Origin of the sequence: Rhodococcus sp. LB1 (genome assembly GCF_001583455.1) — a bacterium.
Taxonomy (GTDB): Bacteria; Actinomycetota; Actinomycetes; order Mycobacteriales; family Mycobacteriaceae; genus Rhodococcus_F; species Rhodococcus_F opacus.
Map to the genome: position 1 here is coordinate 1 of NZ_LTCZ01000172.1, position 16,112 is coordinate 16,112.

18 protein-coding genes, 1 tRNA gene, 1 other RNA gene and 1 pseudogene are annotated in these 16,112 nt (G+C 68.4%); 10 read left to right on the forward strand and 11 right to left on the reverse strand.

Annotated features, from left to right (window positions below; genetic code table 11):
• Positions 1-284, reverse strand: an RNA gene (rnpB, locus tag AZG88_RS23260) — RNase P RNA component class A; the annotation flags it as partial.
• A gap of 60 nt (positions 285-344) precedes the next feature.
• Here rnpB and AZG88_RS23265 point away from each other — a divergent pair.
• Positions 345-872, forward strand: coding sequence for a DUF1697 domain-containing protein (locus AZG88_RS23265; protein WP_025432903.1), 528 nt, complete (start codon positions 345-347; stop codon positions 870-872).
• A 7-nt stretch (positions 873-879) separates the two neighbouring features.
• Positions 880-2,106: pseudogene (locus tag AZG88_RS50370) on the forward strand (SLC13 family permease); the annotation flags it as partial.
• A gap of 6 nt (positions 2,107-2,112) precedes the next feature.
• On the opposite strand, the gene AZG88_RS23275 reads toward AZG88_RS50370, so the two are convergent.
• From AZG88_RS23275 to cobC, 4 genes are all read right to left on the reverse strand, one after another.
• Positions 2,113-3,219, reverse strand: a complete 1,107-nt coding sequence (locus AZG88_RS23275; protein WP_005247800.1) for a bifunctional RNase H/acid phosphatase — start codon at positions 3,217-3,219, stop codon at positions 2,113-2,115.
• Positions 3,216-3,953: a zinc ribbon domain-containing protein gene (locus AZG88_RS23280; RefSeq protein ID WP_005254270.1), complete on the reverse strand. Its 738-nt coding sequence runs from the start codon at positions 3,951-3,953 to the stop codon at positions 3,216-3,218. The genes AZG88_RS23275 and AZG88_RS23280 overlap by 4 nt, the downstream gene beginning before the upstream one ends.
• 98 nt (positions 3,954-4,051) lie before the next feature.
• Positions 4,052-5,191, reverse strand: a complete 1,140-nt coding sequence (locus AZG88_RS23285; RefSeq protein WP_025432905.1) for a Nif3-like dinuclear metal center hexameric protein — start codon at positions 5,189-5,191, stop codon at positions 4,052-4,054.
• The gene (cobC, locus tag AZG88_RS23290) at positions 5,188-6,222 is read right to left on the reverse strand and encodes an Rv2231c family pyridoxal phosphate-dependent protein CobC (RefSeq protein WP_061699352.1); all 1,035 of its coding nucleotides are present in this window, start codon (positions 6,220-6,222) and stop codon (positions 5,188-5,190) included. The genes AZG88_RS23285 and cobC overlap by 4 nt, the downstream gene beginning before the upstream one ends.
• Positions 6,223-6,251: 29 nt before the next feature.
• Here cobC and AZG88_RS23295 point away from each other — a divergent pair, with 29 nt between their 5' ends.
• The 3 genes from AZG88_RS23295 to AZG88_RS23305 are packed head-to-tail and all read left to right on the forward strand — an operon-like array spanning position 6,252 to position 8,338.
• A complete protein-coding gene (locus tag AZG88_RS23295; protein WP_061699353.1) occupies positions 6,252-6,953 on the forward strand; it encodes an HAD-IA family hydrolase in 702 nt (233 codons plus the stop codon).
• Entirely contained in the window at positions 6,940-7,413 is a 474-nt protein-coding gene (locus AZG88_RS23300; protein WP_005247810.1) for a low molecular weight protein-tyrosine-phosphatase, read from the forward strand. The genes AZG88_RS23295 and AZG88_RS23300 overlap by 14 nt, the downstream gene beginning before the upstream one ends.
• 43 nt (positions 7,414-7,456) lie before the next feature.
• The gene (locus AZG88_RS23305; RefSeq protein ID WP_025432908.1) at positions 7,457-8,338 is read left to right on the forward strand and encodes an SURF1 family cytochrome oxidase biogenesis protein; all 882 of its coding nucleotides are present in this window, start codon (positions 7,457-7,459) and stop codon (positions 8,336-8,338) included.
• On the opposite strand, the gene AZG88_RS23310 is transcribed toward AZG88_RS23305, so the two are convergent.
• Positions 8,279-9,262 carry a cobalamin biosynthesis protein gene (locus AZG88_RS23310; protein ID WP_082833447.1) on the reverse strand — a complete coding sequence of 328 codons (984 nt, stop codon included), beginning with the start codon at positions 9,260-9,262 and terminating at the stop codon, positions 8,279-8,281. The genes AZG88_RS23305 and AZG88_RS23310 overlap by 60 nt on opposite strands.
• A 49-nt stretch (positions 9,263-9,311) precedes the next feature.
• Between AZG88_RS23310 and AZG88_RS23315 the strand changes: the two genes are divergently transcribed.
• A complete protein-coding gene (locus AZG88_RS23315; protein WP_005247817.1) occupies positions 9,312-9,674 on the forward strand; it encodes a DUF5655 domain-containing protein in 363 nt (120 codons plus the stop codon).
• 332 nt (positions 9,675-10,006) lie between these two features.
• Positions 10,007-10,198 carry a hypothetical protein gene (locus tag AZG88_RS23320; protein ID WP_005247820.1) on the forward strand — a complete coding sequence of 64 codons (192 nt, stop codon included), beginning with the start codon at positions 10,007-10,009 and terminating at the stop codon, positions 10,196-10,198.
• Positions 10,199-10,202: 4 nt separating this feature from the next.
• On the opposite strand, the gene AZG88_RS23325 is transcribed toward AZG88_RS23320, so the two are convergent.
• Entirely contained in the window at positions 10,203-10,400 is a 198-nt protein-coding gene (locus AZG88_RS23325) for a hypothetical protein (RefSeq protein WP_005567696.1), read from the reverse strand.
• A 135-nt stretch (positions 10,401-10,535) separates the two neighbouring features.
• On the opposite strand from AZG88_RS23325, the gene AZG88_RS23330 reads away from it, so the two are divergent.
• Both AZG88_RS23330 and AZG88_RS23335 read left to right on the forward strand, forming a co-directional pair.
• The gene (locus AZG88_RS23330) at positions 10,536-11,051 is read left to right on the forward strand and encodes a GbsR/MarR family transcriptional regulator (protein ID WP_005247823.1); all 516 of its coding nucleotides are present in this window, start codon (positions 10,536-10,538) and stop codon (positions 11,049-11,051) included.
• Entirely contained in the window at positions 11,044-11,304 is a 261-nt protein-coding gene (locus AZG88_RS23335) for a hypothetical protein (RefSeq protein ID WP_005247825.1), read from the forward strand. The genes AZG88_RS23330 and AZG88_RS23335 overlap by 8 nt, the downstream gene beginning before the upstream one ends.
• Positions 11,305-11,403: 99 nt before the next feature.
• Here the strand turns inward: AZG88_RS23335 and AZG88_RS23340 are convergent.
• The 4 genes from AZG88_RS23340 to AZG88_RS23355 all read right to left on the reverse strand — a co-directional run bounded on the left by AZG88_RS23340 (position 11,404) and on the right by AZG88_RS23355 (position 13,143).
• Positions 11,404-11,475, reverse strand: a tRNA-Val gene (locus AZG88_RS23340).
• A 32-nt stretch (positions 11,476-11,507) separates the two neighbouring features.
• Positions 11,508-11,972, reverse strand: a complete 465-nt coding sequence (locus tag AZG88_RS23345; protein WP_005247827.1) for a peroxiredoxin — start codon at positions 11,970-11,972, stop codon at positions 11,508-11,510.
• Between the two features lie 40 nt (positions 11,973-12,012).
• Complete coding sequence (locus tag AZG88_RS23350; protein WP_005247829.1) at positions 12,013-12,438, reverse strand: DUF3052 domain-containing protein; 426 nt, start codon at positions 12,436-12,438, stop codon at positions 12,013-12,015.
• 168 nt (positions 12,439-12,606) lie between these two features.
• Positions 12,607-13,143: a hypothetical protein gene (locus AZG88_RS23355; RefSeq protein WP_061044164.1), complete on the reverse strand. Its 537-nt coding sequence runs from the start codon at positions 13,141-13,143 to the stop codon at positions 12,607-12,609.
• Positions 13,144-13,367: 224 nt separating this feature from the next.
• Between AZG88_RS23355 and aceE the strand changes: the two genes are divergently transcribed.
• Positions 13,368-16,112: pyruvate dehydrogenase (acetyl-transferring), homodimeric type (aceE, locus tag AZG88_RS23360; RefSeq protein ID WP_061699355.1), on the forward strand; the 2,745-nt coding region annotated here is incomplete at its 3' end.

Genomic DNA, 16,112 nt, shown 5'->3' on the forward strand with positions numbered 1-16,112 from the left:
CCCGGAGGATCCGGTGCGGCCTTCAACCTTGCTCCGGGCGGGGTTTACCTAGCCACCCCGGTCACCCGGGGTGCTGGTGCGCTCTTACCGCACCGTTTCACCCTGACCGACGCCTCACCCCGGAGGATGTGGCGTCGGCGGTCTGTTTTCTGTGGCACTGTCCCGCGAGTCACCTCGGGTTGCCGTTAACAACCGCCCTGCTCTGTGGAGTCCGGACTTTCCTCGACTCAGGGCCTGTGCACTGATGTGCTGGTTCCCTGTGCCGCGGTCGCCCGGCCAACTCGTCCGCCCGATCAGCCTACAGTTCGCGCGAACGTGTCATGCCGCCGCACTATGGTCTGTTCATGACCCGATACGCCGCCCTCCTGCGCGGTATCAATGTGGGCGGCATCAACATCAAGATGGCCGACCTCCGCAACACCTTCGCCGATCTGGGATTCGAGAACGTGAAGACCGTTCTCGCGTCGGGCAACGTGCTGTTCGATTCCGACCGTGACGACGTCCCCGCACTGAAGAGTGAGATCGAATCCGGGCTGCGTGCCGAATTCCACTACGAAGCCTGGGTTTTCGTCCTCGACCTCGACACGGTCCGGAAGATCGTCGACGACTACCCGTTCGACCCCGAGCGAGAAGGCTGGCACCCGTACGTGCTGGTGACGCCCGAACCCGAGGTCCTGGACACACTTCTGAGCATCCGGGACGAGCTGGATCCGGAGGTCGAACGAGTGCAGGCCGGCGCCGGCGTCCTGTACTGGGAAGTCGAACGGGGTATGACGCTCAAGAGCAGGTTCGGCAAGAGCACCGGCGCCCCCAAGCTCAAGGCGTTCACCACGACCCGGAATCTGCGCACCCTCCACAAACTCCTGAAGTGACCCGTCGGTGACAGTTCTGGCGGTGGCGCTCGTAGCCGGAGTCCTCGTCTTCGCGGTCGTGCGTCCACGCAGGCTGCCCGAGATCGTCGCGGCCGCACCGGCCGCGGTCGTCGTCCTCGCCACCGGTCTGGTGACGCCGTCGGAGGCCTGGGACGAGGTGTCGGAGATGGCCCCGACCGTCGGGTTCCTGGCGGCGATCCTCGTCCTTGCGCACCTGGCGGACGCCATGGGGGTGTTCACCTGGATCGCGGGCCGGTTGCGGCGCGGGGCGCGGGGGGATCCGAAGAGGTTGCTGACCCTCGTGTTCGGGGCGGCGGCGCTGACCACCGCGGTGCTGAGTCTCGATGCCACGGTGGTCCTGCTGACACCGGCGGTGATAGCCACGGCCCGCTCGCTGCGGATGGATCCGCGCCCCCATTCGTATGCCACCGCGCACCTGTCGAACACTGCGTCGACCCTGCTGCCCGTCTCCAACCTGACGAACCTCATCGCGTTCTCGGCGACCGGGTTGACCTTCCTGCATTTCACCGCCGTGATGGCGCTGCCGTGGGCCGTGGCGATCGTCGTCGAACTGGTCCTGTTCCGCGTGTTCTTCCGGCGTCACCTCGTCCGGCCCGAAGCCGAGCCGGAGCCGAAACGTGACCCGCCGGCGCCGGTAGTCGCACTGTCGATCATCGCGGCCACACTCCTGGGGTTCGCGGTGTCCGGCTTCGTCGGGGTCGCACCGGCGTGGGTGGCCGCGGCGGGGGCGATCGTGCTGGGCGTCGTCGCCCTGCGCGACGGCCGGACCAGCCTGGGCCGGATCGTGTATTCGATCGACGTGTGGTTCTGCGGGTTCGTCCTGATCCTCGGCGTCGTCGTGGCCGGGGTCGCGAACGGTCCGATCGGCGAATGGATCGCCACACGGCTGCCGGCCGACACGTCGTTCACGGCACTGCTCACGATGGCCGTCGTCGCCGCGGTCGCCGCGAACCTGGTGAACAACCTCCCCGCCACGCTGCTCCTGCTGGCAGCGCTCGGACCGCACGCTCCGACGGCACTCGTGCTGGCGATGCTGCTCGGTGTGAACCTCGGCCCCAACCTCACGTACGTGGGGTCGCTGGCGATCATGCTGTGGCGGCGCGTCGCCGCGCGCGCCGGATCTCCCGCAGATCTCCGGACGTTCACGATTCTCGCGCTGGTGACCACGCCGTTGACCCTGCTCGCCGCAGTCGTTGCCCTCTGGGCCGTTGACAAGTACTCACAGGTGGGAGGTGTCGTTGACCAGGCGGACGGACGAGCCGCCGTCGGGATAGAACTCGGCGATGCTCAGCGAGGCCAGATCCAGATGCAGCTTGTACAGCAGGGACGGTCCTGCGTCGAGCGCCAACTGCAACAGGGTCTTGATGGGGGTCACGTGGGTGACCACAAGGATCGTGGAGCCGGCATAGGAGGCGGTGAGGTCGTCGCGGACCTTCAGGATGCGCTCCCGCACCTCGTCGAAGCTCTCCCCCGCGGGCGGGCACACCGACGTGTCCGACAACCACTTGCGGTGCAGTTCGGGGTCGCGGTCGGCGGCTTCCCGGAACGTGAGGCCCTCCCACTCGCCGAAGTCGGTTTCGGTGAGGCCCTCGTGCACGGTGACCGGGAGTCCGAGCACCTTCGCCGCCGCCGCCGCGGTCTGCTGCGCGCGTCCCAGCGGGGACGACACCACGGCCGCGATTCCGTTGTTGCCTGCGAAGCGGGCGGCCGCGCCGTTCGCCTGGGCCTGCCCGATCTCGGTGAGGGCCGGGTTCCCGCGACCCGAGTACCGCCGGTCGACGGACAGCGCGGTCTGCCCGTGCCGGAGCAGCAGCATCCGGGTCGGGGCGCCCGTTGTGTCCATCCAGCCCGGTGCCGCGGGGGTGGCCTTCTCCGACTGGACCGCGGCCGGTTCCGGTTCGGCGTCGGAATTGCCGGCGGCGCCGTCCATGGCTTCGTTGGCGAGGCGGTCGGCGTGCGCGTTCTCCGCCCGCGGAATCCAGGTGTACGTCACAGAATCGAACTGCCGGGCGAGTGTGGACGCCTGGCGCTGCAGCGGAATCATGTCCGGGTGCTTCACCTTCCAGCGCCCGGACATCTGCTCGACCACCAGTTTGGAGTCCATCCGCACGTCCACCTCGGACGCGCCGAGTTCGGCGGCGGCATCGAGACCGGCGATCAGGCCCCGGTACTCGGCGACGTTGTTGGTGGCGATCCCGAGGCTCTCCTTGCGCTCCGCGAGAACGGAGCCGTGGGTGGCGTCGAACACCACGGCGCCGTAGCCGGCGGGTCCGGGATTGCCGCGCGAACCACCGTCGGCCTCGACGACGACCCGACCGGCACTCACAGACCCGACTCCTTCGTGCGCACCAGGATCGCGCCGCATTCCGAGCAGCGCACGACGACGTCGGGTGCGGTGGCGGTGATGCGGGAGATCTCGCCGCGGTCGAGTTCGATGCGGCACGCTCCGCAGCGCCGGGCCTGCAGCAGCGCCGCTCCGACACCGTTCTGGCTGCGCTGCTTCTCGTAGACGGCGATCAGGTCGGCGGGGAACTGGTCGGCCAGCGCCGTGCGGTCGCGGATGCAGCGCTGCTCGGCGGCGTCCAGATCCGCCACGGCGTCGTCCCGGCGGCGGGCGGCGTCGATGAGGTCTTCCTCGATCTGCGACAACTGCGCACCGGCGTGGTCGTGGTCGGACTGCGACGCCTCGCGCCGTTCCATGACCTCGAGCAGTTCGTCCTCGAGGAGGCCCTGACGGCGGACGAGGCTGCCGAGTTCGTGTTCGAGTTCGGTGAGCTGCTTCGATCCGACCGTTCCGCTCTGGAGCAGGGTGCGGTCGCGGTCCTCGCGCTGACGGACGGCGTCGACCTCACCTTCGAGCTTGCGGATGTCGCGGTCGAGATCGTCGAGGACGATTTCGACGGCCACGGCCGCGTCCTTACGGGTGACGCGCTCCGCCTCGAGCCGCTCGACTTCCTGACGCTCCGGAAGCGCGGTGCGTCGGTGGGCGATCCTCGACAGCTCCGCATCGACGCCGGCGAGGTCGAGAAGCTTGGACTGCACCTGTGGTTCGACGTTCACGCGTGGTAACTCCTGCTGTCTTCTGTGAAGGGTTCTTGTGTGCAGATTGCTGGGTGTCAACCGTACCCCGGCGGATCACGGGTTTCGGCCGGACGGCGCTACGACGGCGACGCGCTGACCGACCACGGATCGGTCCGTACGGCCGACACCCGAACCTGCCAGTTCGGTGTCTGGCCGAACGCGGTGTCGAGGACGCCCTTGGCCTGGTCACACCACGGCTGCTCGCTCGCCCAGTGCGCGACGTCGATCAGGGCCGGACCCCCGGCGCGCAGGTGCTCGTCCGCCGGGTGGTGTCGCAGATCGGCGGTGACGTAGGCGTCCACGCCGAGCCGGGAGACGGCGTCGAGGTACGAGTCTCCGGAGCCGCCGCACACCGCGACGGTGCGGATCGTGGCTTCGGGGTCGCCCGCTGCCCGCACGCCCCACGTCGTGGCGGGCAGCGCGTCCGCCACCCGGTCGGTGAAGTCGCGCAGCGACAGCGGCTCGGGGAGCTCCCCGACCCGCCCGAGTCCGCGGGGTCCGGGGAACGTCGCCATCTCGAACACGTCGAACGCGACCTCCTCGTACGGGTGGGCGGCGCGCATCGCGGCGAGCACCTTCTGCCGGATGCCGCGCGGAGCGATCACCTCCACCCGGCTCTCCTCGACACGTTCGAGCGCACCGACCGCGCCGAGGGTGGGGTTCGCGCCGTCGGTCGGAAGGAACTGGCCCTGCCCGGTGACGGACCAGCTGCAGTCGCGGTAGTTGCCGATGTGCCCGGCGCCCGCGTCGAACAGGGCGCGGCGCACCGTGTCGGCGTCGGCTGCCGGGACCAGGACGACCCACTTGTCCAGGTTGTCGGTGGGGTGCGGGTCGATCGGTCCGGTGACGGTGAGTCCGAGCGCCGCGGCCAGGGCGTCGGAGACGCCGGGGTCAGCGGAGTCGGCGTTGGTGTGTGCGGTGAACAGGGCGCATCCGGCCTTGATCAGCTTGTGGACGAGTGCGCCCTTCGGCGTGTGGGCGCCGACGGTGTCGACGCCGCGCAGCAGCAGCGGGTGGTGGACGAGGAGAAGGTCGGCGCCGGCGTCGATCGTCTCGTCGACCACCGCGGCGGTCGGATCGACCGCGATCGCCACCGTCGCCACCGTGTCGTCGGGGTCGCCGCACACGAGGCCGACGGAGTCCCACGATTCCGCGAGGGCGGGCGGGTACGCCGCATCCAGGGTCGCGATCACGTCGGCGAGACGCACGGGGTTCACAGGATCTCCTTCATCGCGTCGATCAGGACATCGGCCTGCTCGCGGGGCCGCACCGCGACCCGGAGGAAGTCGGGACCGAGCCCGGGGAACGTGTCGCACCGCCGCACGGCGATGCCCCGCTCGCGCAGTTGCTTCCGCGCGAGTTCGCCGTCCGGCAGTCGGAGCAGCAGGAACGGTGCGACGGCGGGCTGGTGCACCGCGACGCCGATCTCGCTCAGCCGACGGATCATGTAGTCCCGCCACGCACCCAGCACACCGGCGTGCTCCCGGGCGGCGGCGACAGCGTCCGGTTCACTGCATGCGGCGATCGCCTCCACTTGCAGGCTTCCCAGTGGCCAGTGCGCCCGCCCCACCTGCAGGCGTTCGAGGATCTCCGGGGAGCCGAGCGCGTACCCGCAGCGCAGTCCGGCCAGTGCCCACGTCTTGGTGAGGCTGCGCAGCACGAGCACGTCGGGCAGCGAACGACCGGCGAGCGACTCGACCTCGCCCGGCACCGCATCGGCGAACGCCTCGTCGACCACGACGATCCGGCCGGGGCGGCGCAGCCCCAGGATCTCCTCCGCCGGGTGCAGCACCGACGTCGGATTGGTCGGGTTGCCGATCACCACCAGGTCGGCGGATTCGGGGACCGAGGCGGCGTCCAGAACGTACGGAGCGTCGAGCAGCACCTGTGTGACGGGCACGTTCGCCTCCCGCAGCGCCCACTCCGGTTCCGTGAACGAGGGATGGATCAGTGCCGCCTCCCGGACCCCGAGTCGCGGGAGCAGGGAGAAGCCCTCGGCCCCACCCGAGAGGAGCAGCACCTCGTCGGGCGAGCGGCCGTGCCGGGAGGCCACGGCGGCCCGGGCTGCGCGATCGGCCGCGACGGTGGGATAGGAGCCCAGGCGCGCCAACGCATCCGCGAGGCGCAGTCGCAGCCATTCGGGGGGCCCGTCGCCCTGCACGTTCACGGCGAAATCGAGGAGACCGGGCCCCGCATCCACGTCTCCGTGGTGACGCAGGCTCTCCCGGCTACCGGCACGAATGTCCACAGCTGTCGAGCCTAAGGGACAATGGTCCGGTGACATCTCTCTCCGCCTCCCCGTCCTCCGCCCCTTCTGCCCTGTCGGCGCCGATCGTGCTGTTCGACCTCGACGGCACGCTCACCGACTCCGCGCCCGGCATTCACGCCGGGTTCCGTCATGCGCTCGCGACGATCGGACAGCCGGAACCGACCGACGAGATGATCGACGCCGTCATCGGCCCGCCGATGATCGACACGTTCCGGTCGATGGCGCTGGACGAAGACGTCGTGCAGCAGGCGATCGCGGCCTACTTCGAGCGCTACGACAGCGTGGGATGGGCGGAGAACGCCGTCTTCGACGGCATCGAGAAGGTCCTCGTCGACGCCCGCGACAGCGGCAGGAGGCTCGCCGTCGCCACGTCGAAGTCCGAGCGGTTCGCGATCCGCATCCTCGAACACTTCCAACTGGCCCACTACTTCGAGTTCATCGGCGGCGCCAGCGACGACGGCAGTCGGCGCGCCAAGTCGGACGTGATCGCACACTCCCTCCGGAACCTCGGAGTCACCGCCACCGAGGGCGCCACCCCCGACGTCCTGATGGTCGGCGACCGTGACCACGACGTCCTCGGTGCCGCGCACTGGGGCATCCCCGCTGTGTTCGTCGAGTGGGGCTACGGTTTCCCCGCCGAGGCCGAGCGCGCGCACACGACGGCGCAGACCGTCGCCCACCTCGGGAAGATGCTCGATGCCGCTGCCTGACACCCCGTTGCACGTGACGTTCGTGTGCACCGGAAACATCTGCCGCTCCCCGATGGCCGAGAAGATCTTCGCCGAGCACCTCCGCCGGGAAGCCCTCGACGACCGGGTGACGGTGAGCAGCGCCGGGACCCACGGCTGGCACGTCGGCCGCGAGGCCGACATCCGCACCAACGAGACCCTGAAGCTGAACGGGTACCCGACGGGCCACACGGCCGCGGAGGTCGGGCCGTTCCATCTCGGCGCCGATCTGGTGGTCGCACTGGCGGCCAACCACGACCGTGAGCTTGCCCACATGGGGGTGCCCGACGAGCGCCGCCGGTTGCTGCGCAGTTTCGACCCGGATGCGGACACGTCGTCCGTCCCCGACCCCTTCTACGGCGACCTCGAGGACTTCGAACGAGTCCGTCTGCAGATCGAGGCCGCGGTGCCCGGGCTGCTCGACTGGGTGCGCAGCCGGTAACCCACGATCAGGGTCCCCACCTGCGAGCGGCTACCGTGGAGGCGTGCGAAGGCTGAGATTTCTGTTGCGACCCGGCTGGTTGGTGTTGGCCTTGGTGGTCGCCGGATTCGCATTCATGTGTTTCTACGTGCTCGCGCCGTGGCAGCTCGGCAAGAACACGTCGACGGAGCACCGGAACCAGCTGATCGCCGACTCGGTCGACGCCGACCCCGTTCCGCTGGAGACCCTGCTGTCCGGCTCGGCCCCGAATCCGGACGACGAGTGGCGCCGCGTCACCACGACCGGCTCCTACGTCCAGAACAGTGATCTGCTGGTCCGGTTGCGGTCCATCGAATCGCAGCCCGCCTACGAGGTCCTGACCCCGCTGCAACTGACGGACGGTCGCACGGTCCTGGTCAACCGCGGCTACGTCCGACCGGTCCAGGGAACCGAGCCGCCGCCGGTGGATCCGCCACCGGCCGGGCAGGTGACGCTCGACGGTCGCGTCCGCAAGTCGGAGGGCACCATCGCAGGCAAGGAGCCGATCGACGAGAACGGGCTCCGCCAGGTGTACTACATCGACGCGGGTCAGATCGGCGGTTTCATCGGCACCGATCTCGTCGACGCGTACGTGCAACTCGAACCCGATCAGCCCGGCGGCCTCGGGACCATCCCGCTCCCGCAACTCGACGCGGGCCCGTACCTGTCGTACGGCTTGCAGTGGCTGGCGTTCGGCATCATGGCCCCGCTCGGTCTGGCCTACTTCATCCGCGCGGAGTGGCGCGAGCGCCGCAAGGAGAAGTCCGCGAAGACCTCCGAGGACTCCGCTCCGGCTCCCGCACCCGTGGCCCGGAAGAAGCCGTTCACCCGAAGCAAGCCGGTGGAATCAGCGCCTCGGACGGCGGCGGAAGCGAAGCTGGCCGACCGCTACGGCAAGGGCCGCTGACACCAGCGCCGCGCCGCCCTGCACCGCGGCGGACAGCTTCACCGCACGGTCGAGGTCGACGGGCCGGGGCGACGCCCCGGAGCCGAGGACGGGTCGCATCTCGACGCCGTGCGCGTACTCGGTGCGCCCGCCCAGCGAGATCCCGAGTGCGCCCGCCGCGCTGGCCTCCGCGACACCCGCGTTGGGGCTGGGATGCTGGGACGCGTCGCGTCGCCACGCCTCCCACGCCTCGTTCGGCGACCCGCCGACCGTCGGTGCAGCCGCGACGGTCAGCGCACCCGTCAGGCGGGCGGGCAGCAGGTTGAGGACGTCGTCCCACCGCGCCGCCGCCCAGCCGAAGTTGCGGTACTTCGGCGAGCGGTACCCGACCATCGCGTCCAGCGTGTTGGACGCCCGGTAGACGAACAGTCCGGGGATGCCTGCCACCGCGCCCCACACGAATGCCCCAACCGCCGAGTCGGACGTGTTCTCGGCCACCGACTCCAGCGTCGCCCGCGTGAGCCCGTCGACGCCGAGCACGCTGGGGTCGCGACCGCACAGCGACGGCAGCAGGGCGCGCGCGGCGGCAAGATCGTCCGCCTCCAGGTGTGCGGCCATGCTCGATCCGGTCCGTCCCAGCGACGTCCCGCCGAGCACGGCCCACGTCGCGACGGCCGTTCCGGCCGCCTCGCCTGCCCATCCCCCGCGCCGCGCCGCCCGCGTCGCGGCGACCCCCAGCCCCGCCGCTCCGCCGACGAGGACGGCCACGTGCAGGATCCCGGCCGACCGGGAGTCACGGTACGTCGCCTTCTCCAATGCCATTGCCGTGCGGCCGAATCCGGCCACGGGATGCCACCGGACGGGATCGGAGAACACACGGTCGGCGGCGAAGCCGAGCAGCAGGCCGGCAGCACGCGCTGTCGCGGGACGGGAGGTTCGATGCACGCCGATATTTGTATCAACTAACGTTGCAGGCGATGTAAAGGAGCGTCCCATGAGTGCCGCGATCGACGAGTACCTGGCAGGCAAGGACCCGGACGCCACCGAGCGCCTACTGCAGTTCCGTGACCTCGTACTCGCGTGCGGCGAGGTGGACGAGCGGGTCCACCGGACCGAGATCGCGTGGGCCCGTGCCCGCGTCTTCGCTGCCGCGTTCATCTATTCGTCGCGGCTCGAGATCGCCCTCGACCTGCGCAGGCGCGTCCATCACCCCCAGTTGCGCGAAGCGTTTCCCACCACGAAGACGGTGATCACGCACCGATTGACGATCACGTCCGACGATCAGCTCGACGACACTCTGGCCGCGCTCCTCGCCGAGGCCTACGACACCGTGGGTCCGGGCACTCGCGCGCGCTAGCGGAGGGGACAATTGCGCACCGATTCGCCGGAAACCCGCGCAATAGCGTGTGCGTCTCACCAATCCGTCGGCAGCTGCGAACGACGCACCCGTTCCGGTCGGAATGTCGGATTCCTGAAACTCTGCTGAGTATCTCGCCAAGCGCCCTTTCCTGCGCCTACCATGGTAAATGCCGCCTCGTTCCCCCCATTCAGGGGCGGCGCACGGCCCCGCCCTGCTCACATCTTCGGTGCTGACTCAACACACCCACGTGGCCCGGCGGGGTTCTGCGCGTCCGGTGGAAATTCGTGTGAGGCATTGGTTTCGCCGACTGCGCCTGGGACGATCGAGAGGTGTGCAGCGACCTGACGAAGCTCGGCGACGACGAACTGCTCGCCCAGCTGGATGAGCACCGAGCCCTGCTCGGGGAGTCGATCGCGAACGACTACGGCTGCGAAACGGTCCGCGGAGTCACCAGCCGGATCACGGCATTCGAGGCCGAACTCGATCGCCGCGGCTCCGCGATCTCGCGCGACGCGACCTGACGGGCTACGTGCGGGACGTGCGGCTCGTGGCCGGCGCGGACCAGACGCCGGTCACTTCCCCGTCCTCCTCGTAGCGGTCGATCTTCACGATGCCCGCCCCGGATTCGGTGGGCCGGTGCGTCTCGTTGACGGCCTGGAAGTCTGATTCGAAGGTCTTGTCGCTCGACGTGCCGTTCCGCAGCGTCACCTTGTACCTGGGCATGTCTGGAATATGCCACTGCAGGCGGAGCTCCGGGCGATGAACAGGTTAACTTCACGAAACCGGTCACAGCACCGCAGCCGAACTGAAATGACACAAATCTGTGTCATTTCAGTCAGAACTGCTATCTTCGATACTGTGCCGTCCGACACACAGCTGATCTTCGCCGACCATGTCGGCCGCTTCTACGCGCGCCAGTACGGATTCCCGCCGATGGCGGGACGGCTGCTGGGATACCTGTTCGTCTGCGATCCGCCGCAACAGACGATCGACGAACTGGGCGAGGCGCTGCTGGCGAGCCGTAGCGCCATCACCGGGGCGGTCAAGCTGCTCGAGGGCTATCGGATGGCGCGGCGAACCCGCGTGGCCGGCGAGCGGGTGGACCGGGTGAGCCTGGACCCGGCGAGTCAACAACCGCAGAACTTCGATTCCGCCCTGCACCGGGAGCATGCGGCGCTGTTCCGGGAGGGATTGGCGTTACTGGCCGACGCTCCACCCGAACGCCGCGCCCCACTCGAGGAAATGGTCGCGCTGGCCGACTTCCTCAGCGAGCGACTCCCCGCCCTGCTGGACGAGTGGCACACGCATCGCGACGCGCTCCGGGATCGGCACACGAGGAAACTCGAGCGAGAAGAGGAAGTACATCATGACTGAATCCGACCTGTCCGTCCTGCGCGAGCGCGCCGAGAACGGTGACGCCACAGCGGTGGACATCCTGATCGAGCTCGCCGGCGAGCGGGGTGACATGGACGAGCTCCGGCGCCTCGCCGACAACGGCAGCTCCGACGCGGCCGACCAGCTCATCGAAGTCGCCACCGAACTCGGCGACATGAACGAACTTCGCCGCCTCGCCGACAACGGCAACATCACCGCCGCCGAACAGCTCATGGAACTCACCGAGGAGTGAGACGAGGTGAGCGGCAGCCGAACGCGGCAGCGGCGCGAACACCGGCATCGAGAAAGCCCCGACCCGCGCGGAAACGCAGATCGGGGCTTTGCCTGACGGTGGGCGCGGAGGGTTTCGAACCCCCGACCGCTGGTGTGTAAAACCAGAGCTCTACCACTGAGCTACACGCCCGAACATCCGGCGAGAACCTCGCCGGATGCGCATCAGGACTCTAGCGTGGCGAGCGCCTTCTCCCAAGCTCCCTGGTCACGGGCCTCTCCGGGCCCGTTCATCTCGGCGAACCGGATGACGCCTTCCTTGTCGATGACGAAGGTGCCGCGGTTCGCGAAGCCCAGCTTCTCGTTGAAGACGCCGTACTGCTGCGCGACCGCACCGTGCGGCCAGAAGTCGGCGAGCAGCGGGAAGGTGTATCCCTGCTCGGCGGACCAGATCTTGTGTGTCGGCGACGCACCGACGGACAGCGCGAGAATCGCAGTCTCGTCGTTCTCGAACTTCGGCAGTTCGTCGCGAACCTTGCAGAGTTCACCCTGACACGTTCCGGTGAAAGCGAGGGGGTAGAACACGAGCAGGACGTTCTTCTTTCCGCGGTAATCGGAAAGCGTCACTTCCTGATTGTTCTGATCCTTGAGGGTGAAATCGGGGGCGGTGGTGCCCACCTCGAGCGGCATGACGTGATCCTTAGGTGAGTGAACGAAAAGGTGAGGCTGTTCAGCGCTTGTTCGCGGGACGCGACTTCGGCTGAACCAGACGGCTTCCCGACCAGTCCCCGAGGTTTGCCGCCGACGTCTGGGTGAGACCGGCTGTAGGTGCGGACTCGGCGATCTCGCTGGGCTCGACGTGACCGGGCTGACCGGTCTTGGGGGTGAGGACCCACACGAATCCCTCGTCGGCCAGGGGGCCGATGGCATCCATGAGGGCGTCGACGAGGTCTCCGTCTTCGTCGCGCCACCACAGCAGCACGACGTCGATCACCTCGTCGGAATCCTCGTCGAGCAGTTCTCCACCGATGGTGTCCTCGACCGCGGCACGCAGGTCGTCGTCGGTGTCCTCGTCCCAGCCCAGTTCCTGTACCGCCATGTCGGCAGTGATCCCGAGTTTCTGAGCGTAGTTTTGGGCGTCCGCCGCGGCGACCACGGTGGGGTCCTCCTTTTGTTGACGGTGCTCGGATACCCGAACACCTGCCGGATGAAGATCAATTAGGTGAAAGCGAACATGCTCGAACGCTTTCGCGCAAGCCGACCACGCGAATTTTTCTCAGAAAGTAGTGATGCGTGGTCATCGACCGAGCCTACGGTGCGGGAGTCACGATGTGGGGCAGGCTGCCCGAATCGAGTCGCTGAGCTCGTCTCCACGGCTGGCGAGCGTGTTCAGAATGTCGCCGCGTTGCCCACCGTCGACCGCGGCCGCGAGTTCCCGATAGTTGTTCGCGTAATCGGTGAGCAATCCGGTCAGCTCGGCAGGAAGCGTGGGTGTGGCGGCGTTCGCACCGTCGGCCGCCGCCCGAAGGGCCGCCGCCGCGGCGCTCGCCTTCGCGCCGGTATCCGCGGCATCGGCGTTGGCGGCGTCGATGAAGGCGTTGTAGGTGTCGATGGTGTCGCCGGCACGGTTCACGAACATCGTGCACTGTTCCACGAGCGCCTCCCGCTCGGCTGCGGCCTTCTGTGAGGACGACGCGGCCACCGATGAGGACGTCGCCTCCGCGGCGTACTCGGCGGCCTGAGAATCGTTCTGCTGCGCGGTCCCCTCGATGGCGCCGCCGCATCCGGCGATGACGCCCACACCGACGATCGCCGCGACGGCAGCACTCGCCGGCCCCCAGCGGCGCCTCGACGTGCGCATTCGTCTCCCCCATGTTTTCGACGACATCGACAAGTTCAACATTCGGCCCCGGATCTGCGCAAACGCTACCGGAGAGTAACCCGAACACAGTGTGCCGACTGCGCCGCGATGGTGAAAGATAAGGGTCGCGCCATATTCATAAAGGAGATGGGTCGGGCCTAACAAGGCCGCGATCGCATGGAGAGGACGCCACACCGCGCGTCCCACCACAATGAGGAGCAACGTTGTCAGACCTGATCCAGGGACCCGCGTCTCAACCGGATTCCGCCACACCCGGCGCCGGAGCGGCCCAACCTTCCAACCCCAGTGCGACCCCGGGTTCCGACGGCCGCGTTCGCGTCATCCGTGAGGGTGTTGCGTCTTATCTGCCGGATATCGACCCGGACGAGACCACGGAGTGGTTGGAATCGTTCGACGGACTGTTGGACCGGTCCGGACCGACCCGTGCCCGGTATCTGATGTTGCGGATGCTCGAGCGGGCCGGGGAGAAGCACGTCGCGTTGCCGGCGTTGACGTCGACCGATTATGTGAACACCATCCCGACGGAGAACGAGCCGTGGTTCCCCGGGGACGAGGAGACCGAGCGCCGGTATCGGGCGTTCATCCGGTGGAACGCGGCGGTGATGGTGACCCGCGCGCAGCGGCCGGGGGTCGGCGTCGGCGGCCACATTTCGACGTATGCGTCGTCGGCGGCGCTGTACGAGGTGGGGTTCAACCACTTCTTCCGCGGCAAGGACCACCCCGGTGGTGGGGATCAGATCTTCATCCAGGGCCACGCCTCGCCGGGCATCTACGCCCGCGCGTTCTTGGAGGGGCGGATCCCGGCGGAGCGGATGGACGGGTTCCGGCAGGAACACTCGCACGCCGACGAGGGCGGCGGGTTGCCGTCGTACCCGCACCCCCGCCTGCTGCCCGATTTCTGGGAGTTCCCGACCGTGTCGATGGGCCTGGGCCCGATGAACGCGATCTACCAGGCCCGGTTCAACCACTACCTGCACGACCGCGGCATCAAGGACACCTCCGATCAGCACGTGTGGGCGTTTTTGGGTGACGGCGAGATGGACGAACCCGAATCCCGGGGTCTGGCGCACGTGGCGGCCACCGAAGGTTTGGACAACCTGACGTTCGTGGTGAACTGCAACCTGCAGCGCCTCGACGGCCCGGTCCGCGGCAACGGCAAGATCATCCAGGAGTTGGAGTCGTTCTTCCGCGGCGCCGGCTGGAACGTGATCAAGGTGGTGTGGGGCCGCGAGTGGGACGCGTTGTTGCACGCGGACCGGGACGGCGCCCTGGTCAACCTGATGAACGTCACCCCGGACGGTGACTACCAGACGTACAAGGCCAACGACGGCGGGTATGTGCGGGAGCACTTCTTCGGCCGGGACCCGCGGACGAAGGAACTGGTCGCGAACCTCTCGGATCGGGACATCTGGAACCTCAAGCGCGGCGGCCACGACTACCGCAAGATCTACGCCGCGTACGCGGCGGCGATGGCGCACAAGGGGCAGCCGACGGTGATCCTGGCGCACACCATCAAGGGCTACACCCTGGGCAAGCACTTCGAGGGCCGCAACGCCACCCACCAGATGAAGAAGCTGACCCTCGATGATCTGAAGAATTTCCGGGACCTGCAGCGGATCCCGATCTCCGACGCCGAGTTGGAGAAGGACCCGAAGATGCCGCCGTACTACCACCCCGGTAAGGACGCCCCGGAAATCCAGTACATGCTCGACCGGCGCCGGGCGTTGGGTGGGTTCCTGCCGCAGCGCCGCACCAGCCCGGCACCGTTGCCGATGCCGCCGGACTCGACCTACGACGTGGTCCGCAAGGGCTCCGGGAAGCAGCAGGTCGCGACCACCATGGCGTTGGTGCGGATCATGAAGGAATTGTTGCGGGACAAGGAGATCGGCAAGCGGATCGTGCCGATCATCCCGGACGAGGCCCGCACCTTCGGGATGGACTCCTGGTTCCCCTCGCTGAAGATCTACAACCGCAACGGGCAGCTGTACACCGCGGTGGATGCGGACCTGATGCTCGCGTACAAGGAATCGGAGATCGGGCAGATCCTGCACGAGGGCATCAACGAGGCCGGCTCGACCGCCTCGTTCACCGCGGTCGGCACCTCCTATGCCACCCACGGTGAGCCGATGATCCCGCTGTACATCTTCTACTCGATGTTCGGGTTCCAGCGCACCGGCGACGGCCTGTGGGCGGCGGCCGATCAGATGGCCCGCGGGTTCGTCCTCGGCGCCACCGCCGGCCGCACCACCCTCACCGGCGAAGGCCTGCAGCACGCCGACGGGCACTCGCTGCTGCTGGCCTCGACCAACCCGGCCGCCGTCGCCTACGACCCGGCGTTCTCCTACGAGATCGCGCACATCGTCAAGGACGGGCTGCGCCGCATGTACGGCGGCACCGACGGGGTCGACGGGTTCGGTGGGGAGGACATCTTCTACTACATCACCCTCTACAACGAGCCCTACTCCCAGCCCGCCGAACCCGCCGACCTGAACGTCGAGGGCCTGCTCAAGGGCATGTACCTGTTCAAAAAGTCCGAGGCATCCGGCGACTCCGCGCCATCAACCGGGCACTCCGCAGGCTCCGCGCCTCGAGCGCAGATCCTGGTCTCCGGTGTCACCATGCCCGAGGGGCTGCGGGCCCAGCAGCTGCTCGCCGACGAGTGGGGTGTGGCCGCCGACGTGTGGTCGGTCACCTCCTGGGGTGAACTGCGCCGCGACGGCATCGAATCGGAGCGCCAGGCCCTGCGCGACCCCGGCACCGACGCCCCGCTGCCGTACGTCACGCAGGCCCTGTCCGACGCCGCCGGCCCGTTCGTGGCGGCCTCGGACTGGATGCGCGCGGTCGCCGACCAGATCCGCCAGTGGGTCCCCGGCTCGTACACCACCCTCGGCACCGACGGGTTCGGCTTCTCCGACACCCGCCCCGCCGCCCGCCGGTACTTCAACGTC

Coding starts and splice junctions, on each gene's coding strand:
- AZG88_RS23335 (WP_005247825.1), top strand. CDS start 11,044: ATGACTGAATCCGACCTGTCCGTCCTGCGCGAGCGCGCCGAGAACGGT.
- AZG88_RS23345 (WP_005247827.1), bottom strand. CDS start 11,972: ATGCCGCTCGAGGTGGGCACCACCGCCCCCGATTTCACCCTCAAGGAT.
- AZG88_RS23300 (WP_005247810.1), top strand. CDS start 6,940: ATGCCGCTGCCTGACACCCCGTTGCACGTGACGTTCGTGTGCACCGGA.
- AZG88_RS23355 (WP_061044164.1), bottom strand. CDS start 13,143: ATGCGCACGTCGAGGCGCCGCTGGGGGCCGGCGAGTGCTGCCGTCGCG.
- AZG88_RS23265 (WP_025432903.1), top strand. CDS start 345: ATGACCCGATACGCCGCCCTCCTGCGCGGTATCAATGTGGGCGGCATC.
- AZG88_RS23325 (WP_005567696.1), bottom strand. CDS start 10,400: ATGCCCAGGTACAAGGTGACGCTGCGGAACGGCACGTCGAGCGACAAG.
- AZG88_RS23315 (WP_005247817.1), top strand. CDS start 9,312: ATGAGTGCCGCGATCGACGAGTACCTGGCAGGCAAGGACCCGGACGCC.